Origin of the sequence: Salipiger sp. D13 (assembly GCF_003703915.1) — a bacterium.
Taxonomy (GTDB): Bacteria; Pseudomonadota; Alphaproteobacteria; order Rhodobacterales; family Rhodobacteraceae; genus Salipiger; species Salipiger profundus.
Genome location: NZ_ML112601.1, coordinates 21,814 through 47,447, shown reverse-complemented (window position 1 = coordinate 47,447; position 25,634 = coordinate 21,814). Strand labels below are relative to the sequence as shown.

Annotated in this window: 26 protein-coding genes and 2 pseudogenes; 22 read left to right on the top strand and 6 right to left on the bottom strand. The window is 63.8% G+C overall.

Features of this window, described 5'->3' with window-relative positions; translation table 11 throughout:
• Window positions 1-2: 2 nt before the first annotated feature.
• The 3 genes from gcvA to D6860_RS15260 all read right to left on the bottom strand — a co-directional run bounded on the left by gcvA (window position 3) and on the right by D6860_RS15260 (window position 4,114).
• On the bottom strand, window positions 3-947 hold the full coding sequence (gene gcvA, locus D6860_RS15270; RefSeq protein ID WP_076625808.1) for a transcriptional regulator GcvA: 945 nt from the start codon (window positions 945-947) through the stop codon (window positions 3-5).
• A gap of 308 nt (window positions 948-1,255) precedes the next feature.
• Window positions 1,256-2,947 carry a CoA transferase gene (locus D6860_RS15265; RefSeq protein ID WP_076625807.1) on the bottom strand — a complete coding sequence of 564 codons (1,692 nt, stop codon included), beginning with the start codon at window positions 2,945-2,947 and terminating at the stop codon, window positions 1,256-1,258.
• Window positions 2,948-2,962: 15 nt separating this feature from the next.
• A complete protein-coding gene (locus tag D6860_RS15260; protein ID WP_076625806.1) occupies window positions 2,963-4,114 on the bottom strand; it encodes an acyl-CoA dehydrogenase family protein in 1,152 nt (383 codons plus the stop codon).
• Window positions 4,115-4,276: 162 nt separating this feature from the next.
• On the opposite strand from D6860_RS15260, the gene D6860_RS15255 reads away from it, so the two are divergent.
• The 6 genes and pseudogenes from D6860_RS15255 to D6860_RS15230 all read left to right on the top strand — a co-directional run bounded on the left by D6860_RS15255 (window position 4,277) and on the right by D6860_RS15230 (window position 9,968).
• Entirely contained in the window at window positions 4,277-5,641 is a 1,365-nt protein-coding gene (locus D6860_RS15255; RefSeq protein WP_076625805.1) for an MmgE/PrpD family protein, read from the top strand.
• Window positions 5,642-5,661: 20 nt separating this feature from the next.
• Entirely contained in the window at window positions 5,662-7,149 is a 1,488-nt protein-coding gene (locus D6860_RS15250; RefSeq protein ID WP_076625804.1) for an aldehyde dehydrogenase, read from the top strand.
• 268 nt (window positions 7,150-7,417) lie between these two features.
• Window positions 7,418-7,522 (top strand): annotated as a pseudogene (locus tag D6860_RS15245) (electron transfer flavoprotein subunit beta/FixA family protein); the annotation flags it as partial.
• Between the two features lie 5 nt (window positions 7,523-7,527).
• Window positions 7,528-8,622, top strand: a pseudogene (pcaF, locus tag D6860_RS15240) (3-oxoadipyl-CoA thiolase); the annotation flags it as partial.
• 239 nt (window positions 8,623-8,861) lie between these two features.
• Window positions 8,862-9,110, top strand: coding sequence for a hypothetical protein (locus D6860_RS15235; RefSeq protein WP_076625803.1), 249 nt, complete (start codon window positions 8,862-8,864; stop codon window positions 9,108-9,110).
• Between the two features lie 111 nt (window positions 9,111-9,221).
• Window positions 9,222-9,968 carry a hypothetical protein gene (locus D6860_RS15230; RefSeq protein ID WP_229743340.1) on the top strand — a complete coding sequence of 249 codons (747 nt, stop codon included), beginning with the start codon at window positions 9,222-9,224 and terminating at the stop codon, window positions 9,966-9,968.
• Between the two features lie 241 nt (window positions 9,969-10,209).
• Here D6860_RS15230 and D6860_RS15225 read toward each other — a convergent pair whose 3' ends face one another.
• Complete coding sequence (locus D6860_RS15225) at window positions 10,210-10,467, bottom strand: helix-turn-helix domain-containing protein (RefSeq protein ID WP_076625802.1); 258 nt, start codon at window positions 10,465-10,467, stop codon at window positions 10,210-10,212.
• A gap of 157 nt (window positions 10,468-10,624) precedes the next feature.
• Window positions 10,625-10,945 (bottom strand): hypothetical protein, encoded by a 321-nt coding sequence (locus tag D6860_RS15220; RefSeq protein ID WP_229743339.1) that lies wholly within the window; start codon window positions 10,943-10,945, stop codon window positions 10,625-10,627.
• Window positions 10,946-11,089: 144 nt separating this feature from the next.
• Between D6860_RS15220 and D6860_RS15215 the strand changes: the two genes are divergently transcribed.
• From D6860_RS15215 to D6860_RS15145, 16 genes are all read left to right on the top strand, one after another.
• Complete coding sequence (locus D6860_RS15215; RefSeq protein WP_028288544.1) at window positions 11,090-11,446, top strand: hypothetical protein; 357 nt, start codon at window positions 11,090-11,092, stop codon at window positions 11,444-11,446.
• 43 nt (window positions 11,447-11,489) lie between these two features.
• A complete protein-coding gene (locus D6860_RS15210) occupies window positions 11,490-12,101 on the top strand; it encodes a lytic transglycosylase domain-containing protein (protein ID WP_076625801.1) in 612 nt (203 codons plus the stop codon).
• A 5-nt stretch (window positions 12,102-12,106) separates the two neighbouring features.
• The gene (locus tag D6860_RS15205; RefSeq protein ID WP_076625800.1) at window positions 12,107-12,406 is read left to right on the top strand and encodes a TrbC/VirB2 family type IV secretion system protein; all 300 of its coding nucleotides are present in this window, start codon (window positions 12,107-12,109) and stop codon (window positions 12,404-12,406) included.
• A 12-nt stretch (window positions 12,407-12,418) separates the two neighbouring features.
• Window positions 12,419-12,697: a VirB3 family type IV secretion system protein gene (locus D6860_RS15200; protein ID WP_076625799.1), complete on the top strand. Its 279-nt coding sequence runs from the start codon at window positions 12,419-12,421 to the stop codon at window positions 12,695-12,697.
• A complete protein-coding gene (locus D6860_RS15195; protein WP_076625798.1) occupies window positions 12,687-15,050 on the top strand; it encodes a VirB4 family type IV secretion/conjugal transfer ATPase in 2,364 nt (787 codons plus the stop codon). Before D6860_RS15200 ends, D6860_RS15195 begins: the two co-directional genes overlap by 11 nt.
• A complete protein-coding gene (locus tag D6860_RS25280) occupies window positions 15,047-15,214 on the top strand; it encodes a hypothetical protein (protein WP_164845646.1) in 168 nt (55 codons plus the stop codon). The genes D6860_RS15195 and D6860_RS25280 overlap by 4 nt, the downstream gene beginning before the upstream one ends.
• 55 nt (window positions 15,215-15,269) lie before the next feature.
• Complete coding sequence (locus tag D6860_RS15190) at window positions 15,270-16,358, top strand: lytic transglycosylase domain-containing protein (RefSeq protein WP_076625797.1); 1,089 nt, start codon at window positions 15,270-15,272, stop codon at window positions 16,356-16,358.
• Window positions 16,358-17,185 carry a type IV secretion system protein gene (locus D6860_RS15185; protein WP_076625796.1) on the top strand — a complete coding sequence of 276 codons (828 nt, stop codon included), beginning with the start codon at window positions 16,358-16,360 and terminating at the stop codon, window positions 17,183-17,185. Before D6860_RS15190 ends, D6860_RS15185 begins: the two co-directional genes overlap by 1 nt.
• A gap of 10 nt (window positions 17,186-17,195) precedes the next feature.
• Window positions 17,196-17,849: a VirB8 family type IV secretion system protein gene (locus D6860_RS15180; RefSeq protein ID WP_229743338.1), complete on the top strand. Its 654-nt coding sequence runs from the start codon at window positions 17,196-17,198 to the stop codon at window positions 17,847-17,849.
• The gene (locus tag D6860_RS15175; RefSeq protein WP_128549246.1) at window positions 17,850-18,545 is read left to right on the top strand and encodes a TrbG/VirB9 family P-type conjugative transfer protein; all 696 of its coding nucleotides are present in this window, start codon (window positions 17,850-17,852) and stop codon (window positions 18,543-18,545) included.
• A complete protein-coding gene (locus D6860_RS15170) occupies window positions 18,542-19,936 on the top strand; it encodes a TraB/TrbI/VirB10 family type IV secretion system protein (RefSeq protein WP_076625794.1) in 1,395 nt (464 codons plus the stop codon). The genes D6860_RS15175 and D6860_RS15170 overlap by 4 nt, the downstream gene beginning before the upstream one ends.
• A gap of 1 nt (window position 19,937) precedes the next feature.
• Complete coding sequence (locus D6860_RS15165; protein WP_076625793.1) at window positions 19,938-20,927, top strand: ATPase, T2SS/T4P/T4SS family; 990 nt, start codon at window positions 19,938-19,940, stop codon at window positions 20,925-20,927.
• Window positions 20,924-21,115 (top strand): hypothetical protein, encoded by a 192-nt coding sequence (locus tag D6860_RS15160; protein ID WP_076625792.1) that lies wholly within the window; start codon window positions 20,924-20,926, stop codon window positions 21,113-21,115. The genes D6860_RS15165 and D6860_RS15160 overlap by 4 nt, the downstream gene beginning before the upstream one ends.
• On the top strand, window positions 21,112-21,516 hold the full coding sequence (locus D6860_RS15155; protein WP_076625791.1) for a hypothetical protein: 405 nt from the start codon (window positions 21,112-21,114) through the stop codon (window positions 21,514-21,516). Before D6860_RS15160 ends, D6860_RS15155 begins: the two co-directional genes overlap by 4 nt.
• Window positions 21,517-21,522: 6 nt before the next feature.
• Window positions 21,523-22,602 carry a TrbL/VirB6 family protein gene (locus tag D6860_RS15150; RefSeq protein ID WP_076625790.1) on the top strand — a complete coding sequence of 360 codons (1,080 nt, stop codon included), beginning with the start codon at window positions 21,523-21,525 and terminating at the stop codon, window positions 22,600-22,602.
• Between the two features lie 260 nt (window positions 22,603-22,862).
• On the top strand, window positions 22,863-23,045 hold the full coding sequence (locus D6860_RS15145; protein ID WP_229743337.1) for a hypothetical protein: 183 nt from the start codon (window positions 22,863-22,865) through the stop codon (window positions 23,043-23,045).
• Window positions 23,046-23,069: 24 nt separating this feature from the next.
• On the opposite strand, the gene D6860_RS15140 is transcribed toward D6860_RS15145, so the two are convergent.
• Complete coding sequence (locus D6860_RS15140) at window positions 23,070-25,505, bottom strand: TOTE conflict system archaeo-eukaryotic primase domain-containing protein (RefSeq protein WP_076625868.1); 2,436 nt, start codon at window positions 25,503-25,505, stop codon at window positions 23,070-23,072.
• Window positions 25,506-25,634: the final 129 nt, after the last annotated feature.

Genomic DNA, 25,634 nt, shown 5'->3' with positions numbered 1-25,634 from the left:
GCCTAACCCGGCGTCCCGCTCCAGCGGGGCGCCGTGGGAATGACCGGCTCATCCTCTTGCACAGCCTGGCATTCATTCTGCAACCATTCCCGGAACCGCCGCAACGCGGGGTTGCGCATCCGGCTGCGGGGAAGGATCAGGTAATAGGTGAACTTTCCCCGCGTGACCGTCGGCCCCACCGGCTGCATCAGACGGCCTTTGCGCAGATCCTCTTCGAACAGAGCCTTCTGTGCCATCATCAGCCCCTGGTGTTCCAGCGTCGCCTGATAGGCCAGAATGGAACTGGCGTATTTCGGGCCGGAATGCCAATCGAGCCGCCCCTGCAGCCCAACCGTCTCGATCCAGATTCGCCAGTCTTCGGGACGGGCCAATGTGTGCAAAAGCTGCTTGCCCGCGAGGTCCTGTGCTATGCGGATCTGTTCGCGCTTGGCGTATTCCGGGGTGCAGAGAGGGGCGAGGTGGTTCTCGATCAGCTTGTCCACCTCGAACAGCGGATAATCGCCATCCCCCAACCGGATCGCCGCATCCACATTCTCACGCTGGAAGTCCACCGCTTCCAAAGATGTGGTCAGTCGTATCTCGATGTTCGGATAGGCGTCGGAAAAGCTGGAAAGGCGCGGGATCAGCCATTTGCCGGCAAAAGTCGTGTATGCGCGGATATGCACGATCTGCCCACCCTTGCTGCCGGTCAGGTTCACCGTCGCATCCGACAGCCCCCAGAGATGCGGAGAGATCGAATTGAAATACTGCTCGCCCTCCGCAGTGAGGGTGATCTCGCTGGGGGAGCGGCGGAAGAGGACGACGCCCAGATGGTCCTCCAAGACCTTGATCTGCCGGCTGACCGCACCCGGCGTCACGTTCGTCTCCTCAGCGGCCAGACGTACACTGGAATGGCGCGCTGCGGCCTCGAAGGCGCGCAGTGGGTTGAGCGGTGGAAGGTTCCTCATGAACGTATCCTTAGAAAAGACCTGCGCCGAGCGCCTGTCGCGCGCCATTAAATCACGCAAGGGAGTAATCTTAAACAAATAATTACAGATCTGGCCTCGGTGTGCCGGGCCAGCACGCCCTGCCCCTGTTGCCGCCAGAATGATGTGATGGTCGGTGCCAAGACGGATACCGCGCGGCCGGAATGCGGCGCAGCGCATGCCCACCATGTGACCAAGGCCGATGAACCCTGTCCGTCCGGAACGACCTGTTCCGCATGGTCGCCGCCTTGCCGCTGTCGCGTTGGCAAGGCGGCAAGCGTTACATCCGATCACGCCATTCGGGCGGGGCCCGGGTGCAACTGGTAGGGCATCCGCACGGCGGCGCGGGGAAGGCCCTGTTCATCTGGGATGGTGGTCAGGCATTCCGCTTGGAAAGCCGGGTTCTGCGCGATTTCGCGCACGGTGCGGATAGGCACATCTACCGTCGCGACCGCCGACCCATCGGAAGCCAGGGCTGCGTAAACGCCCACATCTTGCATCGCCAGATCGACGAAGCAGCCTTCTCCCTGGGTCAAGGCAGAGAGCACAGCCAGAAGCGCGACCTGCGCACCCAAGATATCGGCAGCCGAGATGCCCAGTTTCACCGGCTGGCCCTCGGCCCGGGTCAGGTCCATGATGCCGGACATGCCCTGAATGACCGTGTCGAAGGCCGCACGACCGGGATAGGCCGAGTGCGCGCCAAAGCCCGAGACGCTTACAGCGACGAGGCGGGGGTTCAACCGAGAGAGCGCCTCGGGCGTCAGGCCAAACTGTGCTAGCACGCCGGGACGCATGTTCTCGACCAGCACATCGGCCTCAGCGATCCGGTCGCGCAGCCAGGCCATACGGTCGGGATCGCGCATGTCCAGCTGGACCACCTGTTTGCCGGAATTCGTGATGGTGTAATAATGGCTCAGCCCGTCCAGAAGCGGGGCCCAGCTGCGGGCCGGTTCGCCGCCCGGCGGTTCGATCTTCAGCACATCGGCACCAAGATGCACCAGATGGCGGCCCGCCAGGGGCACCGTGGTGAACTGACCGATCTCGACCACCTTCAGCCCCGATAGCGGACCCTTGGTCCCCGTTTCCCAGCCCCGGGTTGGCTTCGTTTCCGGCCAAGGTGTCGATTGGAACAGCTGCGCCGCACCGAAGGGATCACCGCCCATGCCGAGTTGCCGCACCACCTCGGGCTGGCGGAGGGCGACATTCGGTTCGTTCGCCAGGCCCAGCAGGGTCAGGATCGGACCAGACGGCACGCCCACGGCACCCAGACGACGGGCGCATTCGGCGGCGGTCAGGCCGCGGGTCCAGTCGGACAGCAGCCCGTCGACCTCAGCGCGGCGGGCAATCCGGTCCGATTGCACCGCAAAGCCGGGGTCGTTCAGAGGCGCATAGTCGGCAACCTGGCACAGCTTGCGCCATTGGTCATCCTTGCTCGTGCAAATCAGCACCCAGCCATCCGATGCGGGATAACCGTTCCATGGCGAGGAGGCCGGATGCGCATTGCCGATGCGCGAGGCCTCACGCCCCAGCAATCCGGCGGGCAGGAAGGTCGTCAGCGCTGTGACGGCCGCGAGGTAGCGCGAAACCTCAACCCGCCCGCCGTCGCCACCCAGATGCTGGGCCAGGATCGCGCAAGCGGCGTGCAGAGCCGTGGAGATCGCGACGAAGGGCACAGGTGTGCGGGTTGGGGGCCCGCCGGGAAAGCCGGTGGTGTCCACCAGCCCGGCCACCGCCTGCAGCGCCTGTTCGTCGAGCACGCCCCCGGGGGCCAAGGGGTCGGTCCCGCCGGAAATGTCACAGATGCGGGCCGGGTCAAGCGCCGCAATCTGGGTCGCTGTGGCCTCATCGGCCACCTCGGATGACCAGACCAGCACATCATGACCCGGCGCCGGGGCACCTTCGCTGACGTCATTGCCCAGCTTGCGCAGAAGATCGGCCAAGAGCCGCAGTTCAGCCGTCTGGCCGGTGATCAGTATCTTCATCCTACCCTCCTTGTTCTAGAAGGCCGCCATGCCCGTCATTTCGCGCCCGTGGATCAGTGACAGGATCCCCATCGTTCCGTCCGGCACCTGGAAGATGCGGGCGTCGCGCCACATCTGCTCCAGCCCCATCTCCTCGGTGATCCCCAGGGCGCCATGCAGTTGCATGGCCAAATCGATGGCCCGCACCGCATTGCCCGTAGCCAGCCGCTTGGCCATGGCAGAGGCGCCATTGGCGCGGCGACCCATGTCCATCGCATGCAGCGCAGAAAGGCATGTCAGCCGGGCGCTTTCGATCAGCATCTCGATCTCGGACAGGTCCTGCTGGACTAACTGCATCGCCGCCAGCGGGCGCCCGAACTGGCGGCGCGTGGCGCAATGCTCCTGCGCAAGGGCCAAGGCGCGGCGAGCGATCCCGAGGGCGATCAGGCCCAGAAGCGGGCGGTTGCCGTTCCAGACCAGCGTCATCAGCTTGCCGGCATCCCCCGGCTCACCGATAGCATGATCGGCGGGAACCACGACATCCTCGAAGTTCACTTCGCTCAGATGGCCCTGGCGCAGCCCGGTCAGCGGGATCTCGGTCACGGTCACGCCGGGGCGGTCGCGTTCGACCAGCATTCGGTGGTTCAGCGGCTTGCCCGCCGCATCCGTGCCGGACGTACAGGTCACGATGAACAGATCCGCGACCGAGGCATTGGTGATCCACATCTTCCGGCCCGAGATCCGGGCGGTCTCGCCATCGAATGTCACCCGGGTGCGGATGGCGTTGGAGTTCGACCCGGCTTCAGGCTCCGAGGTTGCCGTGCAGATGATCTTCCGCCCGGCGATCAGTTCGTTCAGGTGGCGTTGCCGCAGATCCTCGGGCGCGCCGGTGGCCATACGCACCGTCGATCCGTCATGCGAGACAAGCGACAGGGCCACCGCCGGGGGCAGCTCGCCGATCATCAGACCGTAGTCCACCATCGACATGCCGCTTCCACCCAACTCAACCGGGAGACGCATCGCTGTCAGGCCGAACCCTGCCAGATGGCCGTAGATCTCCGCCATCACCGCTTTGGAAAGAGGTTGGCTCGCAGGCTCTCGCGCCAGGATCGGGGCCAACGCATCTGCCGAAAGCCGGGCCACCGCCTCGACCATCATTTTCTGATCCTCTGTCGGATCGAAATCCATACCACCCTCCTTTGCGACGTCGGTTTTCACTATTGGATACAAACCAGAGCTGGCTCCGTGCAATTGAGATTACCGGCGAAAGAGGTTGAGGTTTTGTCGCTTGCTTTGAGCGCTGCTCACGCTTCACGCTGTGGTCAACTTTACTTAGGGGAGGAAGACACCATGCTGCAAAACGCAGCACCCACGTGCCAATTGGCCAATTTCGTCGCATCTGTCCGATTTGAGGACCTGCCGCCCCGGGTGATCGACATGGCCCGTGATTTGGCGATCGACTGGTATGGCTCCTGCATCGCGGGCGGCGGGGCGCGAGCCGTGGAAGCCCTACATCGAACCTGCGCCGCGCTGATGCCGGGGCAGGGACCCTGCACTGTCCTGCCCACGGGCGAGAAGGCTGGGATTTACGTCGCCGCCATGCTGAACGCCGCCGCCTGCCATGTCGTGGAGCAGGACGATGTTCACAACGGATCGGTCTTCCATCCCGCAGCGGTCGTTTTCCCGGCGGTCTTCGCCGTGGCCGAGGCCCGGAATCTGGGCGGCCCGGCGGTGATCGAGGCGGTGGTGGCGGGATATGAAACCGGCATCCGCGTCGGCGAGTTCCTAGGCCGGTCCCACTATGTCCATTTCCACACCACGGCCACCGTGGGTGCCATCGCGGCAGCAGCAGCGGTGGGGCGGCTGCTGGGCCTGGACACGAAGCAGATGCTCCACGCCTTCGGCAGCGCGGGGACGCAGGCGGCAGGTCTCTGGGAGTTCCTCGCTGATGCCGCGGATTCCAAGCAGCTTCATACGGCCCGGGCAAGCGCCAACGGGTTATTCGCGGCCTTTTCCGCAGCGGAAGGGCTGACCGGCGCGTCCGATATCTTCGGCGGGACGCATGGCATGGGGGCGGCTCTGTCTCAGGATGCCGAGCCTGCCCGCCTGACCGAGGGGCTTGGCCAACGTTGGGCGATCTGCGAGACCTCCTACAAATGGCACGCTTCCTGCCGCCACACCCATCCCGCCGCCGATGCACTGGCCGAGGTGATGGCGCGCGAAGGGCTGAGGGCCGATGACATCGAACGCGTGACGGCCCATGTCCACCGCGCCGCCATCGACGTTCTGGGCGCAGTGATCGTGCCGGAAACGGTGCATCAGTCCAAGTTCAGCATGGGAACTGTGCTCGGCCTCGTCGCGGTTCATGGCCGGGCCGGCGTGGAGGAGTTCGACCGACTGGCGTTGGCCTGCCCGGATGTGGCTGCCTTCCGCGATCGGGTGACCATGGTTCACTCGCCCGAGGTCGAGGCGGTCTATCCGCGCAAATGGCTGGGCCGGGTGACGGTCAAGACGCGCGACGGTCGCTTTCTGTCGGGGTCCACGGATGACCCCAAGGGGGATCCCGGCAATCCGCTGACCTGGAACGAATTGCTGGCGAAGGCCGATGGCCTGATCCGCTATTACCGTCCGCAAGAGGCCGAGGCGCGGCTGGTCTGGCTGGATCGGCTCACCCGTCTGCCGCAGGCTCCGAGCCTGGCCGAATTGTTTCGCTGATATATGTTTGGGAGGACAGAATGACCGAACTTAAATCCTATCGGATTTTTATCGACAACGAATGGCGCAACAGTGCCTCCGGAGAGGTATTCGAAAGCTGGAACCCCTTCACCGACAAGCCGTGGGCCCTGATCCCCAAATGCGATATGCGTGATGTGGACGACGCAGTCGAGGCGGCGCATCGCGCTTTCCATTCCGGCCCCTGGCCGCAGATGACCGCCACCGAGCGCGGGCATCTCCTGCGGCGCCTGGGCGATCTGATCGCCCGCGATGCCGAAAAGCTGGCCGCAACCGAGGTGCGCGACAATGGTAAGCTCATCGCCGAGATGGGGGCGCAGCTGCGCTATCTGCCGCAGTGGCTGTATTTTTACGCGGGTCTCGCGGACAAGATCGACGGTTCGGTCCCTCCGATCGATAAACCGCAGATGTTCACCTACACGCGGCGCGAGCCGGTGGGCGTGGTAGCGGCGATCACCCCCTGGAACTCTCCCCTGATGCTGACCGCCTGGAAGCTGGCGCCCGCGCTAGCGGCGGGCTGCACGCTGGTCATCAAGCCCTCGGAACACACCTCCGCCTCGATGCTAGACTTCGCGGCGCTTGTGGCTGAGGCAGGGTTCCCGCCCGGGGTGGTGAATGTAGTGACGGGGTTTGGCGCCGATGTGGGCGATCCGCTGACACGACACCCCAAGGTCGCCAAGGTGGCCTTCACCGGCGGCGAGGCAACGGGGCGCAGGATCGTCGAGGCCTCGGCCAGCACGTTCAAACACCTGACGCTGGAGCTGGGTGGCAAATCGGCGCAGATCGTCTTTCCCGATGCCGACCTTGGCAGTGCGGTTTCTGGCGCCGTCTCGGGTATTTTCGCGGCCACCGGACAGACCTGCATCGCCGGATCGCGACTTCTGGTGCACGACAGCCTACTGGATGAATTCTCGGCACGGTTCGTGGACCTGGCCCGCAGTGCGAGGATGGGCGATCCGATGGACCCCAGAACCCAGGTCGGCCCGGTCACCACCCGCCCGCAGTTTGACCGGATCCTGTCGTACATAGACATCGCCAAAGGCGAAGGCGCAGATTGTCTGCTGGGCGGGGCCGCGGCGCAGCGGCCGGAATGTGGACAGGGCTGGTTCATCGAACCCACTGTGTTCGGCGAGGTAAGCAATGCTATGCGCATCGCCCGGGAAGAGGTCTTCGGCCCTGTCGTCTCAATCATCCCGTTCCATGACGATGAAGAGGCTTTCGCCATTGCCAATGACACCGACTACGGCTTGGCCGCCGGGGTTTGGACGCAATCCTTCGCCCGTGCCTTCGAGGCGCCGAAGCGACTGCAGGCGGGCACTGTCTGGGTGAACACCTACCGAGCGGTCAGCTATCTGGCCCCCTTCGGCGGGATGAAGACCTCGGGCCTGGGACGCGAAAACGGGGTGGAGGCGATCAATCAGTATCTGGAGACCAAGACGGTCTGGATGTCATGGGGCGAGACGCCCGCTAATCCCTTCGTCATGCGCTGAATGGTAGGCAAGGGAGGCCGGGTGTCCGGTCCCCCGTGCCACTGCATCGGACCGATGTCAGGCCGCCGCCGCGTCGGTCGGAAGCTCTGCCTGGCGCGCGGGCGCGCCGCATCCTCGGGACTGCTCGCGTACGTTTGCTGCCCGGTTGTCTCCGTCCGGTGGCAACCCAAACAGGAGGGCGGGTGATTGGCGGCTCCGAGCGGCCCCCCGCAACCGCCCACCGGGTGCGGAGCCTGTTTATCTTGATACAGACAGAAGGAAGACACTGATGAAGGTTCTGGTCCCCGTCAAACGCGTGATCGACTACAACGTTAAGGTCCGCGTGAAGGCGGATGGCAGCGGTGTCGATCTCGCCAATGTGAAAATGTCGATGAAGGGGCGCTGGCCGAGCGCAACCCGACGTTGGACCTCATCGATATCGACGAGATGATCTTCGGCTGCGCGAACCAGGCCGGAGAGGACAACCGCAACGTCGCGCGCATGTCGCTCCTGCTTGCCGGGTATCCCGAATCCGTTCCGGGAACCACGATGAACCGTCTGTGCGGCTCGGGCATGGATGCGATTATTACCGCCGCCCGCGCGATCAAATCGGGCGAAGCCGATCTGGTCATAGCTGGTGGCGTCGAGAGCATGTCGCGCGCGCCCTTCGTCATGCCCAAGGCGACCACGGCTTTCGCGCGGGCCAACGAGGTGTATGACACCACCATCGGTTGGCGCTTTGTCAACAAGCTGATGAAGGCGCAATACGGCGTCGACAGCATGCCTGAGACCGCCGAGAACGTGGCCGAGGATTTCAACATCTCCCGCGAGGATCAGGACCTCTTCGCGCTCCGATCGCAGAAAAAGGCGGCCGAGGCGCAGGCAAATGGTCGTTTGGCGCAAGAGATTGTGCCGGTCGTGCTGCCGCAGCGTAAAGACGATCCTATCATCGTCGATACTGACGAGCATCCGCGTGCCTCAACGACGCTTGCCAATCTGCAAAAGCTCAAGACCTTTGTCAAAGCCGATGGTACGGTGACGGCGGGCAATGCTTCGGGTGTCAATGACGGGGCTGCGGCCCTAATCCTAGCAAGCGAAGAAGCCGCCAAGAAACACGGGCTGAAACCGATTGCCCGGGTTCTTGGCGGGATGACGGCCGGTGTGGCGCCGCGGATCATGGGGTTTGGCCCTGCGCCTGCGTCGAAAAAGCTTATGGCGCGGTTGGGGCTGAGCCAGAGCGATTTTGCCGTAATCGAGTTGAACGAGGCGTTTGCCTCGCAAGGTTTGGCGACACTTCGGGATCTGGGGATCGCCGACGATGACCCGCGTGTGAACCCCAATGGCGGGGCAATCGCTTTGGGGCACCCGCTTGGCATGTCTGGGGCGCGGATCACTGGCACGGCGGTGCTCGAGCTGAAGCCGGGCGAGAAATCCCTGTCCACCATGTGTATCGGTGTGGGTCAGGGGATCGCGATCGCATTGGAAGCGGTTTAAAGGTGTTACAATTCACCACATAATTTACATAAGTTCTCTTATGCGTGTTTTATTAAGTAATTGTTTTCACGCAAGAATTCTCCCTTTACCTCCCTGTGGGCGACCACCTGGCGGCGCCGGATTCTCGGCGCCGCCTCTTTTCCCAGCAAGGCATGAGGAGCCCAGCCAAACACCGAACGCGACATTGACCCGAACTCATCGGGTCACCAGCGCAAGCGCGGGCAGAAAGGCAGGTCACGATGAACACCAAACGGGACGAAGGCGCGGCGATTGCCCGATTGGTCGGCGGCAGATCGAACCTGACGGTCGGCTGGGTTTATCTCTGGAACACGCTCGAGCTTGGCATCCTTTGGCTGCGACGCGATCTGACGCCGGAGCGCATCGAGCCGCCCTTGGACCCGGAGGTGCTTGCCATGGCCAAATCTGTAACCACCGACGAAATCACTGCGCTTCTTGATAGACTCACGGCGAGTGGGACGCCCAAGTAGATTGAAGGGGTTGTCGGTCGATAGCTCGATCCATCATTGATATATTTAGAGTGACATAGCTATATTATTGATGAATGATGCGGGAAACCTCCATTGTGATGGACCCCGCCCATGCTTCGCTCACCCACCCGCTTCATTGTCGCCGCCGTCATCGGTGCTCTCCCTATCCTGGGCGGCACAAAACACGCCTCGGCACAATCCTACCCGATCGATTGCGCTATTCTGCTGTGCCTGTCCGGCGGATGGCCGGCATCCGTGCCCTGCGCTCGGGCGCGCGCCGAGTTCATCCGGCGGATCACGCCCTGGCCCGTTGAGCCGCCGTTGCAGATCTGGCGCTGCCCGATGGGCGCGTCGTACCACCCAAACGGCGACGGTGGCCGCGGCGATCGCCTCTACGACATTCTCTTCGACAATGCCCCCCTGCCCCGAAGTCTACCCGAGAGTCGGCCACCGATTGGATCAGAGGCAACGCCGGCGATGCTATCTCTGGACGCCGATCGAAGCCGTGATCTGCCAAATGGGCTCGCGCTGCTCCTGGCACAGGACCGGGCGGACATCGATATCAGTGGCCCCGAGTTCAATTTCGTGCGCTCGATACGTGTCTACGACGTGCGATACGCACGACAGCATGAATCCGGCCGCGATGGGGATTGCAATCGAACCGCTGCGGTCCGCCTCGGAACCTACGGGGTTCAGGGCGATTTCGCCTGGGCCCCGACCTCACTGACGGCCCTACCCGAAGCGCACGTGGGTCTTGAACGTTGGGGCGAGCATTGCCCGGGCATCTTTCATCGGTCGGTCTTCGTCGACTGGCGCGACTACGAGGGCAACTACGGCTATGAACAGGTGAACTACTAGGCGCCAGGTCCAGTCCGCACGTCACGTGAGAATATACGAAGCACCTTTTCGAGGTGACCCCACCCCGCCTGACGGAGGTGTTGGTGTGCTTGCATCGTCAATCGCGCCCAAAACCAGTATAATACAATAGGGGCGTCTCTAAAGCACTCCGCGAGTTCGCAGTCCCGACAGCTCTTTGCCTGTGATGCCTCTGCCGCAAACCCTGCGCCAGCATCCCATCGACTGACGCCCATTTCCCGCTTCAGATCCTATGATCCGGCTCCGTCGCGCCCTCGGCAACCGACAACAATTCGACAGCCTCTATCTCCAGGGCCCGCGCCAGCACGATCAGCTCGATGACATCGATCCGGCGCTCCCCGCTCTCGACCCGCGCGACGAAGGACTGATGACACTTTAGCCTCCCGGCGAGTTCCTCCTGCGTCAGCGCAGCAGTCTTTCTCGCCGCGATCAATGCATCGCGCAGCGCCTCATGTCCCGAACTCCTGATCGTCTTAGCCACGCGTCACAAACCTCTTGTGAACGGGCTAATCCAGTTTGTAGATTATCTAAAAAGTGGATATTGTGTGCGTATCATGGATTCTGCGGTTAAATCTGTTCTTTCGTATGACTTCTTGGGCCCTGCCAATAGATCCGCGACGGGTTCGCGCTTCCGGGCGTCACTGATCGATCGTCTCCAGGAAGCGCCCATATTCCTCGCTCACCTCGCGCGCTTCCTCGAAGGCGCGCGCACGCTCCGCCTCAAGGCAGCGAAAGTAGCTCTGGATGTCGCGGATGTAGAGCTCGAAGTCGCGCCGGATGAGATCGGCGTAGTCCCGCGCGGCCTGGGCGTCGCCCGGCACATAGGGACGAATCGGGGCGAGACAGGATTCGGCCGAGGCATTCCCGGTGGATAGAAGGAACAGAAGTATAGCTTGCGATACACCGGCCCCACTCAACCGGAAGTTACGTAAGTCCCCTATTTTCTTGATCAGTTGCATGCGCCCGGTCTATCCAGTGCGTGAGCGAGAATCCGCTTGTCGCGCTGATAATATATCTTGTGCGTCAAAGCTATATCATTGTATGTCTGGGCTTCAACATCTTTGGCCCGGTCATTCGCCTTTATGGAGAACATGATCCGGGTGATGGACCTAGAAAAAGAAGCCCCGAATGTGGTCACCGAACCCAGATTCCGCGATCTGGTCGCCAGCGGCTATCGCGTCGAAGTTGTCTGCAAGGAGGACGCCTTCAAGAAGGGCCCCAACTGGCACGGAGTCTGGATTCTGCGCGCTGTCAGCGACGAAGGCGTCGAGAAACTCCTCGTCACCGCCCGGACCCGCACCTCGCGTAACGACATCAAGATCCGCGAGATCAGAACCGTCACCGGCGTCATCTCCTTCCTGCAGGGCATCGGCTTCTCCCATGCCGACATCCCGCTCGAGGAAGGCAAGCGGACGGTCCAGAAACTGTCCGGCGAGGAGATCGCTGCCAGCCGGGGTTAGCGCCCTTCTTTTTGCCGTCCTGAGCTTTCCGGCGTCAGCCGAAATGGTGCTGGTGATGGGAGGCGACGGTTCGCTCTCCCCGTCGGCCGCGCAGTCAAGCTTTGCCCGCACCTACAACGACGGGATGGGGCAAGGTTCCACTTCGGACGGGCTGCGCATCTTTGGTGAGGACAAAAATGCTGCAGAGGACGATCAGTTGCGGGTCGCGGCTATCGCGCCGAATGCCTCTGCGCCTCGTCCGGACATCCTCGCGGCGATCCAGGACACCGGGCTGCGCTATGCCGGCCACCCCGGTCTTCGCGCGGCTGACATCACCGTCACGGACTGGCTGAACCTCTATCGCGCCAATATCGAGATCGAGAGCGCCTACGATCCGCGCGCCGTCTCCCATGCCGGGGCCATCGGGCTCGGGCAGCTCATGCCAGACACCGCCCGTGCGCTCGGGGTCGATCCTCATGATTGGCGGCAGAACCTCGACGGATCGGCCCGTTATCTCGCGCTGATGCTGTCCGAGTTCGGCGACATACGCCTCGCGCTGGCCGCCTACAATGCCGGCCCCGACGCCGTGCGAGACCACGGCGGCATTCCCCCGTTTCAGGAAACCCAATTCCACGTCCAGCGGGTGCTGGCCGTCTTCACCCGGCTGGAAGGATAGATGTTATGAAAAACCCCATCGCAACCCTTGGCGCGCTTGCCACATTCCTTTTCGTCCTCGCCGAACCGGCGCTCGCACAAAGCATCGACCTCTCGCCGATCCAGAGCCTGTTGCAGGGGATCGTCGACGCGTTGACCGGACCTTTGGGCGTGGTCATCGCCACGCTCGCCGTTCTGGGCGTCTTCCTGAGCTGGTTCTTCAACATCATCGACCTGCGCCAGGCGCTCTGGGTGCTGGTGGGCATCGCGGGCGTTGCCGCCGCGCCGACGATCGTTGCCGCCGTCTTTGGTGGTGGTACGCCGTAAAGGGTCGGCAACGTGGCAGAGCGATCCCCCCTCTTCCTGGGCCTTGTCCGCCCGCCGAAGCTCCTCGGCCTGCCGATCATGTATGCTATGGTCTGGCTCTTCGGCTCGGTGCTGCTCTTCGTCTGGGTGCAGCACATGGTGGTGCTGGCGGTGGCGGCGGTGCTCTATCCGGTGCTCTGGAAGGCGGCGGACTGGGATCCGCGTTTCATCGACGTGATGATGACATCGCTGCAGGAAACACCGCCAACGCGGAACCGGACCATTCACGGGGGTGACAGTTATGCCCCGTGATGAGACCATGGATGAACGCACCCTCATGCCCGACTGGTATCAGCGCGAGAAACGCCTCGCACATATGTTGCCCTATGTCAGCCTGGTCAATGACCAGACGGTCCGAACCCGGGTCAACGAGATCTTCCAGTGTATCCGCCTCGGCGGCGTGAACAGCTACACCACGGACGACGCCTATCTCGACAAGGTGACGGCGCTCTTTGCCCGGATCATCGCGCAGCTCGGGCCAGAGTTCAGCTACTACGTGCACAAGGTCTCGAAGTCGATCACGCCGGACCTGCTCCCGGTCCAGGGCGACGGCTTCGCTCACGCCGTGGATGAGGCCTGGCGCGCAAAGCTCGCCACGGCAGGTCTTCGGGACAAGACCCTGACGCTGACCGTCATCCACCGCCCGCCGCCGAGGAGTTTTCTCGGCTTCGTGAATCGTTCCGCCCCGGAGCGGTTCAAGGAGGAGACGGCGAAGCGGGTCCGGCGTCTCAGGGAGGCGGTCGGGGTCTTCACCTCCGGCCTGGCGGAACTCAAGCCCCGTATCCTGTCGGCGGCCTCTGGCGAGTTGGTCGGGTTCCTCGGCGCGCTCAACACCGGCCGTGAGCTGCCGCTCTATCCGGCGGGGCGCTACGGGTTCCTCGCCACCAACGTCGCCAACACCCGCGTGACCTTTCTCGAGGATCATTTCGAGCTGTCGGGTGGTGTGGTCGGTCACCGGTTCGGCAAGAGCTTCACCATCGGCGAATATGCAGAGGCTACGACCTGCACCATGTTCGACATGCTGAACCTGCCCGTCGACATGATCGTCACGCACTCCTTCACACCGATCAATTCCAACCTGATGGCGGGCCGGATCAAGCGGCAGAAGCGTCAGATGCAGGCCTCCCAGGATGCCGCGCTCTCGCTCCTCGAAGCGCTCGACATCGCGCATGACGACCTCGAAGCCAAACGCCAGAGCTTCGGCGAGCACCACATGGTGGTGACGGTCTTTTGCGACAGTCTTGACGAGCTCCAGTCCCTCGGGGCCGAGATCGTCAACGCCGCCGCGGCCGAGGGCGTGAAGATGATCGGCGAGCGCATGGCGGCCAAATCGCATTACTTCAGCCAGCATCCGGGCAACCAGCCAAAGCGCGTCCGCGCCAGTGCGGTCACCAACCGCAATTTCGCGGATTTCGCAGCACTGCATCGCACCCAGCTCGGCAAGGAAAAACATCAGCTGCCCTGGGGCCAGGAGATCACGCTCTTCCCGACCCCGGAACAGAGCGCCTACCGCTTCTCCTACCACGAGCAGGGATCGCCGGAAAAAGAACCCACCAGCGGCCACACCCTGATCCTGGGCCGGCCCGGCTCCGGCAAGTCCGTCCTCTCGGCCTTTCTGATGACGCAAGCCCGGCGCGTCGGCGCCCGCATCTTCGTCTTTGACTACCGGCTCGGCATGGAAATGGCCGTCCGTGCTAATGGGGGGCGCTACGCGTCGATCAAGGCGGGACAGGCGACGGGCCTCAACCCGCTCTGGACCGAGATCGATGAGCGCGGGACGGCCTGGCTCTCGGATTGGCTCGCCTCGCTCCTCTATCGCCCGGACAAGCCCCTCACCCCGGCCCAGACGAACCGCATCCAGGAGGTCGTCCGTCAGAACGCCACCGCCACCGATCCCGCCTTGCGGAACTGGCGGGACTTCGCCTCACTCTTCGTCTCGACCGATGACAGCGGCGATCTGCATCAGCGTCTGCTCGAATGGACCGAAGACGGTCGCTACGGCTGGATCTTCGGCCAGAGCCTCGAAGATACGTTCTCGCTCGAGGGCGATGTCGTGGGCTTCGACCTGACCGGCATCCTCGACAGCGAGAGCGAGAGGGAACGCATGGCGGTCCTCTCCTACCTCTTCCGCCGGATCGAGCGCGAGATAGAGGAGCGGCGGCCCACGATCATCGTCATCGACGAGGCCTGGAAGGCGCTCGACAACCCATACTTTGCCGAGCGTCTGTCGAACTGGCTGGTGACTGCCCGGAAACAGAACACGGTCGCGGTGATGATGACGCAATACGCGAGCCAGTTAGAGCGCACGCGGACCGGCAAGACCATCATCGAGGCGGTGCCGACGCAGATCCTGCTCCCCAACATCCGGGCCCATGCATCGGATTACGCGATGCTCAACCTCTTCGAGAAGGAGCTCGACGTGCTTTTGAACACCGGCAGCGACAGCCGTCTCGCGCTCATCCGCGACGATAGCAGATCGGTCGTCGTCGACGCCGACCTCTCGGCGCTCGGCCCCCTCCTCACCATCCTCGGCGGCATGGAGAAGGGCGAGGCCCTCGTCGGGGCCGACTACCGCAGCCGACCCGATTTCTGGAGGCTCTCATGATCCGCATTCTCGCCCTGTTCGCCGCATTCGGCGCATTGGCCTCCTGCGCGCACTACCGCGAGCCACAGGCCAATTGCTTCGCCTTCCGCGCCTCGCTCGATGAGGCCGAGCCCGATTGCGTCTTCATCCCCATCGGAAACCCGGAAGACGGTGTTGAGGTCTAGGACTGCCCATATCCTCCTGGCGGCTCTCCTGCCGGCAGCCGCGCTCGCCCAGGGCGTGCCTGTCAACGATTCCGGTCTGACCGCGCGCGACATCGTCGAGACCGGCGACCGGGACGCCGACCTCGCCCGGCAGCGCGACAAACTGGCGGTGAAGGAACTGCTGACCACGATCGAGCAGGAGCAACTCGCGGTTCTGCGCGACATCCTCGACGCCCAGACCAGCTTCGGCGGCGGGCAGGTAACGGGCATGGTCTCTGACCTGGAGGCCGGCAGCGGCGACGCCGACCGATCCGCAGAGGCGGTCTACGGCTCCGGCGATGTCGATCCCAATCCGGGCGGTGCGCGCATGTTCGGGGATGCGGCGGAGAACATCGAACAGCTGATCATACGGGTCGCCCGGGAGACCTCGGGCCTCGCCGGCGTCGGGCGCGCGGGTCTGTCAGTGGTGCAGTGGCGCGCGCTCCTGCAGGCGCTGATCTGGCAGGAGAGCCGGTTCTCCATCGGCGCGCGCTCTCCGGTCGGGGCCTTCGGCCTCACCCAGATCATGCCGGGCACGGCCAGCGATCTCGGGATCAATCCGGAATATTACGATAGCCCCTATCTGCAGGTGACGGGCGGCGCGCGCTACCTCGCGGCGCAGCTCGCCACCTTCGATGGCAATATCATCAACGCGCTCGCGGCCTATAACGCGGGCCCGGGCCGGGTGTTCGAATACGGCGGCGTGCCTCCCTTCAAGGAAACCCGGCACTACGTCAGGGTCATCCCCGAACGCTACAACCTCTACCTCGCCCGGATCGGGGGCATCGAGGCGCTCGGCACGATCGATCCGGCGCTCCTCGCCAATGCGCAGCTCTCGCTCGCCGGTCACGGCGCGGCCTTCTACGGCAACAACTCCCCCGCCGCGATCCGGCAGGCGGCACTGCGCATCCAGGACATCGTCACCCGGATCGGCACGACCCGGGACATCCAGGAGAGCATGGCGCTCAACACCTATGCCCGCGCCGAGCTGGTCCGCCTCATGGCCGCGCGCATTCGCCTCAAGGCCGCACGGACCCGGCCGCTGAGCGCCGCCCAGCTGGCCCAGGCCGCGGCACGCCTGGCCGAGAACGAGTACATGGAATTCACATTGGAGGACCTGGATTGATGCCCCGCAGATTTGCCACGGCAGAAACGCTCCGCGCCCTGGCCCTTGCCGGCGCCCTGGCGCTCAGCCTGTCAGTTTCGGCCATCACCCCGGCCCAAGCCCAGGGTGTGCCGGTCGTCGACACCCAGAACATCGCACAGAACATCCAGCAGCTCCGCCAGATGATCGAGGACGAGATCCTTCAGAACGAGCAGCTCACCCAACTCCGCGAGCAACTCGCGACACTCACGGACCAGCTCGCGGAGTTGCAGCGGACCTATGAGGCGCTGACGCGCCTTGCCGAACTCCCGGAGATCATCCGCACTCAGATGGAAGACGAGCTGAACGGCCTCCTCGATCAGGAATTCGGGGATATCTTGGCCACCATCGAGGCGATCAAGACCGGGGACTTCTCCAGGCTCACCGGATCCGGCGCCGACGAGATCGAAACCCAGATGGACCGGGTCCTTGCCGATCTCGGCTTCGACGAGGACACGCTCTCGGAGATGGCCCGGAGCGGCAATCCCGGCGCCGGCCGCGTTGCGACCATGGCCACGACCGGCGCGCTGGTCTCGGCGGCGGCGCAGAACAGCTACGAGGATGCCGGGCAGTCCCTCGAACGCGTGGATCGCCTCGTCGGCCTCATCGACGACATGGACGAGCTGAAGGAGAGCGTCGATCTCAACACCCGCGTGACAGCCGAGCTGGCCATCGCGCTCGTGGCCATGTGGCAGCTCGAAGCGATCCAGACCGTCGGCGACGGCACGGGGGGCGTCATCGATGCCGCGACCATCGCCGAGGAACAGCGGTTCATGGAGTTCACCCTCCCGGAACTGAATGCGGAATGAGGCGAAGGCTTTGGACGAAGAAACGGCCATCATCGAGGAGGAACTGGTTTACGGCGCGCTGAGACGGGAACGGCTCTGGCAGCGCCTGGGCCTCCTCGGCATGGTCTTCGGTATCCTTGGCTGTCTGAGCGCGGCGGCCGTTGCGATCCTCGATGTCGATCCGCCGCCCGTCGTCGTGCCTTACGATCCCGAGACCGGCTTCGCCCTGCCTGAAGCCTCGGTCGGCGCCACCACCGTCACCGAAAACCGGGCGATCATCGAGGCGGAGGTCTTCCGTTACGTGACCGACCGCGAGATCTATAACCAGCTCGACAACGATCTGCGTATCCGCGGCGTCTTGCGCCGGTCGGACCGCGCGGCCGGGGCCTCGCTGCGCCAGATCTGGAATTCGGCCAATGCGGACTATCCGCCGAAGGTCTACGGGCCGAACGCCCGCCTCGACGTCGAGGTCCTCAGCATCAACCTGATCGGCGGCAACCGGGCGACCGTGCGGCTGCGCAAACGCCTGACCTCGATCCAGGGCGTGCAGGCGGGCCTCTTCACCGCGACGCTGCTCTTCGAGTTCCGCCCCGAGACGCGTCGCACCATCGACGAGGTCTGGACCAACCCGTTCGGCTTCACCGTCGTCGAATATTCGATCCGCTCGGACAGATTGGAGAACTAGTTGAAGATTTGCCTCACAGCACTCCTGTCCGTCCTGTTCTCGACCGAGCTCGCCCTTGCCGAGGCGATCCCGCGCGGCGGGCCGAACGATGCCCGCGTCCGGATCGCCACCTACCAGGAGGGCCAGGTCTACCGGCTCAGCGTCTCTCTCACCCATGTCACGACCATCGAGTTCGGGACAGGCGAGAGCATCCGCTCGATCATCGCCGGCGACACGGAGGGCTTCGAGATCGACGGCGTGCCGGGCGGCCGCGCCTTCGCGATCAAACCCCTCGCCCGCGGCGTCCATACCAATGTGACCGTCTACACCAATCGGCGGAGCTATTATTTCAACGTCGCCGAGGTCTCGAGCCCGACTTTCTACGTGGTCCAGTTCCGGTACCCCGAGGACAGCCGGCGCCCGGCGAACGCCATCGCGCAGGCCGCCCCGAACTACAACTACGGGGCCAGCGCGCGGACCGAGTTCACCCCGACCCGGGTCTGGGATGACGGCACTTTCACCTATTTCGCCTTCCCCCGGAACGCGCCGGTTCCGGCCATCTTCCGCTTTGCGGGTGGGCGCGAGCGCACGGTGAACACAGGTGCCGTGGAGGACGGCGTGATCCGCGTCTCCGGTGTCAGCCGCCAATGGGTGCTGCGCCTGGGCGAGGAGGTCGTCTGCATCGAGGCGGCCCCGCCCCAGGGAGGCTCCTCATGACCGACAGCCCGAACCCCGATCTCGAGAAACGTCTGGCCGCCCTCGAGCAAGGCAACCGACGCCCGGGCGCATCCATGAGGCGGCGGTCCCCGCTCCTCGCATTCCTGATGATGGGCCTCATCCTTGTGGGCGGCGTGGTGCTCTACCTGTTCTCGCGGCCGGAAACCGAAGTCACCCTGCCGACGGCGACACCGGACGAGTTCCAGCTCGAGGGCGACGGCTTCGGAGAGATCGAACCCTTCGTGCCGCCCCCCGCCCCCGACCCGGAAATCGTCCTCGTCGAAACCGAACCGGCCGAGCCCAATGCCGAATTGCTGGCACAGATCGAAGCCTTGCAGGCGCAAATCGAAGAGCTGAAAAACGCGCCGCAACCGGTGGTCGAGGGCGACAGCGCAGCCGCCGAGGCGATCGAGGCGCTGACCGCACGGATCGCAGCACTGCAGGCGGCGTCCGAGAGCGCCCAGGCGCTGTTCCGGGAAGAACTCGCCGCCCGAGATCGCGAACTCCAGCAACTACGCATGGACCTGGACCTTGCGCTCCTGGAGGTCAACAAGCCGTCGCCCGCCCCGCTCGGACCCAGTGACGAGGAGCTCCGCGCCCGCGAAGAGGAACGGCTCCGGCGCGAGGAAGAGGCACGGCGGCTGGCGGAGCTTAAGCGCCGGGCCGAGGAGGAGCGCGCGTTCCAGGAACGGCGGATCGCTTCGCCCGTCATCGCTTTCGGCGGCACAGGCGGCGCCAATGCAGGTGAGACAGAACTCACCGAGCGCACCTTTGGCGAGGTGACAGACTTCGTGCTGAACGGCGCGCTGCCGGTCACGGTCACGCAGGCCGAGGTCATCGCCAACCCCTCGAACACCGTCATCCAGGGCACGATGATCCAGGCCGTGATGGAGACCGCGCTCGACAGCGCTCTCCCCGGCCAGACCCGCGCCATCATCTCGGAGGATGTGTTCAGCTATGACGGCACACGGCTTCTGATCCCGCGCGGGTCGCGCCTGATCGGGCGCTATCGCGCGCGCCTAGAGATCGCGCAGCGCCGTGTCACCATCGCCTGGGACCGGATCATCCTGCCCAACAGTCAGACCGTGCAGATCAGTTCCTTCGGCGGCGATGAGCTCGGGCGCTCTGGCGTCACCGGCTTCGTGGACACGCGCTTTGACGAGCGTTTCGGCTCCGCCGCGCTGATCTCCATCATCTCGGCCGCGCCGAACGCGGCGTCGGCGCAGGTCGAGGATGAGGCCACCGCCGAGGTCTTGCAGGATGTGGGAGACGACCTGGCGGATGCCACCGATTCCGTGATCGGCGACTACCTCTCCATCGGTCCCGTCATCTATGTCGACCAGGGCGCCAGCGTCACCGTGATGGTCGACCGTGATCTGGAGATCTTCTGAGATGACGCTCTCCTATCTCCAGGCCTCGCTCGACAAGCTCCCTGACGCCGCCCGCGATGACGTGATCGAGATCTGCATCAATCCGGATGGCACCTGCTGGGGCGAATTCCAGGGCGATCACTTCATGCGCGCGCTGGACCAGCGCCTGAGCCTCACCGAACTGCGCGATCTCGGCAACCAGATCGCGTCGTCGGCCAATACGACGATGAGCAAGGACAAGCCGATCGTCTCGGTCTCGATCACCTATCGGGGCCGCCCCATCCGTGCCCAGGTCGTGACCCCGCCGGCCGTCCTCGCGGGCATGTCGATCTCGCTGCGGTTCTTCTCCAACCTGCCGCTCGACCGGATCGAACTCAGCTTCCTCTACGGCGAAGAGCGCAAGCTCGAGGAACTGCGCCAGGAGAAGAACCGCGCGCTGCGCGAGGTCGTCGCCTCCGGTGACATCTACGCGGCCATCCGCTTCTGCGTCGAAAACAAGCTCAACATGATCGTCTCCGGCGGCACCTCGACCGGCAAGACCGTCGCGGCGCGCAAGATCCTCTCCTACGTTCCGGGCGAAGAACGAATCGTCACCATCGAAGAGGCGGCGGAACTGCTGCCCGCCCAGCCAAACGCCGTCACACTCATCGCCAACCGCGACGCGGAGTTCCAGTCCGCCGACGTGCTCCTGACCGCGACGCTGCGCATGCGGCCCGACCGCATCATCCTCGGCGAGGTGCGCGGCCAGGAGGCCATGACCTTCCTCGAGGCGATCAACACCGGCCATGGCGGCTCGATGACAACGCTCCACGCCGAGACCCCGCAACTCGCCGTCCAACGTCTCGCCATCGCCGCGCTCAAAACCGAAATCCCGATGACCTACCAGGACATGGTCCAGTACATCGAGAGCTCGATCGACGTGATTATCCAGGCCGGCCGCGAGGACGGCGAACGCGGCATCACCGAGTTTTATCTCCCCGGGACCGAATTGCAGGAAAGGCACAAGGCATGAAGCGGTTTGAGTACGACATCCTGTTCTGCAAGGTGAAGAAGCAGAAGGACTATGAAGAGATGCGGCGCGCCCTGAACGAACGGGGCGCCGAAGGCTGGGAGGTGATCTCGGCCGAAGCGGGCGACTATGGCTATACCGCGCTCCTCAAGCGTGAGGTCGCGGACCGGCCGACGGAGACGGCGACATGACACGAGTCACCATTCTCGTCTACTCATTCCTTCTTTTTTCGGGCAGTATCGCATTGGCCGAGCGTGACCTGGTCCCGACGCTCGACAATCAACCCGATGTCTGCCCCGATCAGCCGCCCGAGCCGGAGTGGATGCGAAACACAGAGGCGCGCGACGCCTACAAGCGGCTCCTGGTCCAGCAAATCTACCGGTTTCAGAGCATGGGACGCATCGTCGACGCGCAAAGCTGCACCTGCACCACCCGGTATCCGTCCTGGGAGGCCGCAGAGGCGGTCTATTTCGATCGCTACTCATCGGCAGACTATTGGGGCGTGGTCGAGGCGACATCAGACTTTCGACGACAGGCGAACGATCTCCGGAAGCAGGCCATGCCGATCTGTGAAGCGGTGGGCAACTGGTAGCGAGTCATGAGCGTTGTCGCGTATTTCGTGGAAACGGCCGAAGGCTATCTGGACTCGGCGGCCGAAACCCAGTTCGGGGCCGTGGCCTCCACAGTAGGCACAATGCTGGTCCTCGGAACGACGCTCGTGGTCATCCTCGTCTGCCTCAACATGATCTACCAGTACCGATCCATGGACGGCCGGACCGCCTTCTGGCTCGCCGTGAAAATCGGTCTGATCGGGATATTCGCGACCAACTGGGTCCAGTTCAACGCCCTCGCATCCGCCATCCTGAACGGGATAGACAGCATCGCCGGATCGCTGGTCGCCTCGGTCGGCGGCGGCACGCCCGGCCCGTCGGGCACCTTCGCAGAGGAGTTCGATCAACTCATCGCGGCGCTCGGGGATTACCTGAACGCCGCGGGGTCCGAGCTGAACTGGATGGCCGGCGCGCTCCTCGACACGCTCGGCGTTCTCCTGCTCTCGATCCTCGGGGGGCTGGCGGCCTTCATCGTTGTCGCCTCCAGGCTCATGATCACGCTTCTGATCGGGATCGCGCCGGTCATGATCTTCCTGACCCTCTTCGAGGTGACCAAGGATTATTTCGCGCGCTGGCTCTCGGCGCTGATCTCTTTCGCAATCTACCCCATCGTCATCGCCGGCGTCTTCGCGACCATTACCGGCGTCTCTCGTGCGCTGCTCGCCGAGCTTGGTGATCCGGAGGGGGCTTCGAACATCGGCGCACTTCTGCCGTTCTTCATGATGGTGCTTATGGCCAAGGGGTTCCTCATCGCCACGCCCTTCATCGTCCGGTCTGTCTCAGGAAACATCATGATGCCTGCGCTTTCGGCCGGCTTTGGCGGGAGCTATGCTTTTGCCCGGGGCCTGGCAGGAAGCCAGCAGGTCTACAACCGATACGCCATCGGTGGCGCGACCGGTGCCGAGTATGCCGCGCTTCGGGCACGGCAGCTCGTTGGGGTACAGGCTCTCCCGGCCCGCCCGAATGCCGCAGGCGGCGCACCAACGGCATCATCCGGTGGCTCGTCCGGCACCGGCGCCCGCATGTTGGCCCAACTGGCACGGCTGAGCAGGTTGGGCCGCCGGTAGCACCGACCAAAACGAGGTATTTCTGCCGGGAGAAAGTTTCCCCCGCATTCCCAAACCTTTTCCGCTGGCAGCGATCGCGGCGAAGAGTCTGAACGGGTCTGGATTGGTACCGTCGAGCCGCGTCAGGGTACGAGGGCCAATCCAAACTCCCGGTCGAAGCACAGCCTGCGGCCATCCCCGAATTCGTCGTGATGCCTGAACAGCCGTAGCCATGCACACCCTTCAGGCCACCAGTGATATCCGCAAGGTCGCGCTCTGGCTTGCACCATGCCAGTATCCAGACGACCGAGATGTATCTGCGCGCGGACCCGACCGAGAAGCTCGCGCTTCTCGAGGCGCATCATGCACCGCTGATCAAGCCAGGCAAGTTCCGGGAGCCCTCGGACAAGCTGATGCAGATCCTGGCCGTCGCTGCACGACGTCCCAGAACGCTCGGGCAATAGTGGTGTCCCGCTTTCTGCGGGGCGCTATTCCATGACATAGCCGAGGGCTCGGTAACCGGTTCGTCGCTTCGCCGCCATTCTCGCGAGAACCGGAACCGAACTGTCGACATAGTCGACCACCAGCACGTCTTTCTTGTCGTCATGTCGCCGGTGCAATCTGCCGACGTACTGCGCCAGCGTGCCCTTCCAGGCGATCGGCATCGTCAGAAACAGGGTATCGAGCCGCGCATCATCAAAGCCTTCGCCAATGTAGCGCCCTGTAGCGAGGATCAGCCGCTCTTCATCATCGGCAACGTTCAACGCCATCTGCGCGGCTTTCCGGTCCTTTGCCGACATGCCGCCACGGAGCACGGCGATATTCCTGGCGAACCTGGAGAACCGCTGCTGGAGATATTCGAGGTGATCCTTTCGCTCGGTCAGGACAATCGGCGAGCGATTGGCCTCAAGCGATTTCAGCACATCGTCGAAGATCAGGTCGTTTCGGCTCTCGTCCGCCGCCAGTGCTGCATAGATTGCAGGCATGGACGGGCGTTCGGCCATGGCGAGCGCCTCCGGCAACCGGAATCTCGTGTGACGTTCCCGTGCCCGATGGCGAAGGCCACTTTCTGCGGCCTGCGATTTGGCGCTCACCTGATGGCGCACCGGACCGCATTGCATGAAGATAATCGGGTGATGCCCGTCTTTTCGGGCGACGGTTGCCGACAATCCGGTGACATAGCGTGCCTTCGATCTGCGGGCGACGAGTTCAAAGCTTGCGGCGGACAGGTGATGGCATTCATCGACGACAAGATGGCCGTAATCGGCAACGATATCGTCAACCTCACCCTTGCGAACCAGGCTCTGGATCAGCGCCACGTCGATCACACCGGTGGGTTTGCGCTTTCCGGCGCCGATGGTGCCGATCAGCTTGGGATCGATCTGCAAAAATGAGCCGAGCCGTTCGACCCACTGAATCAGTAATTCCCGGCGATGAACCAGAACCAGCGTGTTGCGGGCGCGATGCGCGATCAGCGCCGAGGCCACGACCGTCTTACCGAAGGCGGTGGTGGCGGCAAGCACGCCGGTATCGTGTTTGATCAGGGCATCGAATGCCCGCGTCTGCTGGTGGCGGAGATCACCGCGGAACCGCACAGCCTCCGGCAATGGGGCTCCGTCCTCGCGCAAATCGTCCACTTCGACTGCCGCACCGTGATCGGAGAGGAACCCGGCCACCTCGTCAAAGCAGCCACGCGGCAACGCGACGTGCCGGGGATGCAACTCGGCGCAGGACACAATGCGCGGCTTTCCAAATGTCGGCAGCCGCATCGCTTGTGCGCGGTAAAATTCGGGGTTCTGGAACGCGGCCAGTCGCGCCAGTTGGGCAATCATGGCCGGCGGCAGATCGGACCGGTCAATGTAAATCTGATCCGCGACCGTCACCTTGATGGTCTGCGAGATGGGCACTTCCAGTCGATGCGGCGTGCTACGGCGTGATGGGGACATTTTCCAAGGTTCGTCTGCCTGCTCGTCTTCCACCGGCATGCGTACGCCAAGCACCCGCCCGGAATGCTCTGCCGCTTCGACGAGGTCGGTCACCGCCGCCATCGTCATTCTCGGCAAGGAAGACAAAAAGGCCCACTGATCATCATGTGGCTGCATGTCCGTGTCCACAAAGACGCTGTTGCCCACTTTGCGTGCGGTGTTTTGGAGCGGCAGCGCGATCAGGTTGCCGAAGCCGCCGAGCGGCATGGTGTCCTGGTTCGGAAACAGCCGATCATAGGAGGCGAAGCCGATTTCAGGCCGTCGTTCCATCGTTTCCGTGATCAGGACGGATCCAAGCTGGCGTGCCAGACGAGCGGAGACCGGCTCAGCAAAGAAGATCCAGACATGCCCCCCGTTTCCCGACCTCGACCGTTCCAACGCTGCGGGCACGCCCTTCACCCGGCAGGTTTCGAGCAGCGCATTGGCGTCTTGCGCCCAGGATGCCTTGTCAAAATCCGCCGCCAGGAACCAGCATGTGTCACCGAGCAGGAGCGGGTAGACGCCGGCGACAAAATCCCCGCCCCGACCATCGTCGCCGCGCAGGTGTCTCTCAATGACGCCTTCATCCGGCGAGATAAACTTTTGGTGGGGACACTCACCGCATTTGACCTTTGGCTTGCCGCAGATCCCTTTCACCCATTCGTTGGCGCAGGCGGGCGAATACCCTGAGCGACCGGTCTTCCTATTGTCCCACCGCACCGGGAAAACATCAGGCCGCCCCGCGAACAGGAGCCGGAACAATTCGACCTTTTGGTGCGACGGCGAGGCATTCGTGACAGGGGCTTTCTCACATGGGGGTTGTTTCACCGTGGGCCCTGCAGCGAGGCGGGCCTCAAGTGCCGCCATTTCACGCTGAAGCTGCGCTCGTTCAATATCCAGATCGGCCAGACGGCCTCTGACCCGCGCCAGCTCCGCCTCGATATCGCCTTTGTCAGCCACCTGCAATTTCCACCCAGAACTTTCCGCACCGTCCAGCATAAAGCGCAAAAGCGACAGGCGTAAGCAGGTCCGGCCGCCCGTCGGCATATCCGCCGCGCGGAGAGTTCGAGGGGGCGTTCATGGGGGATG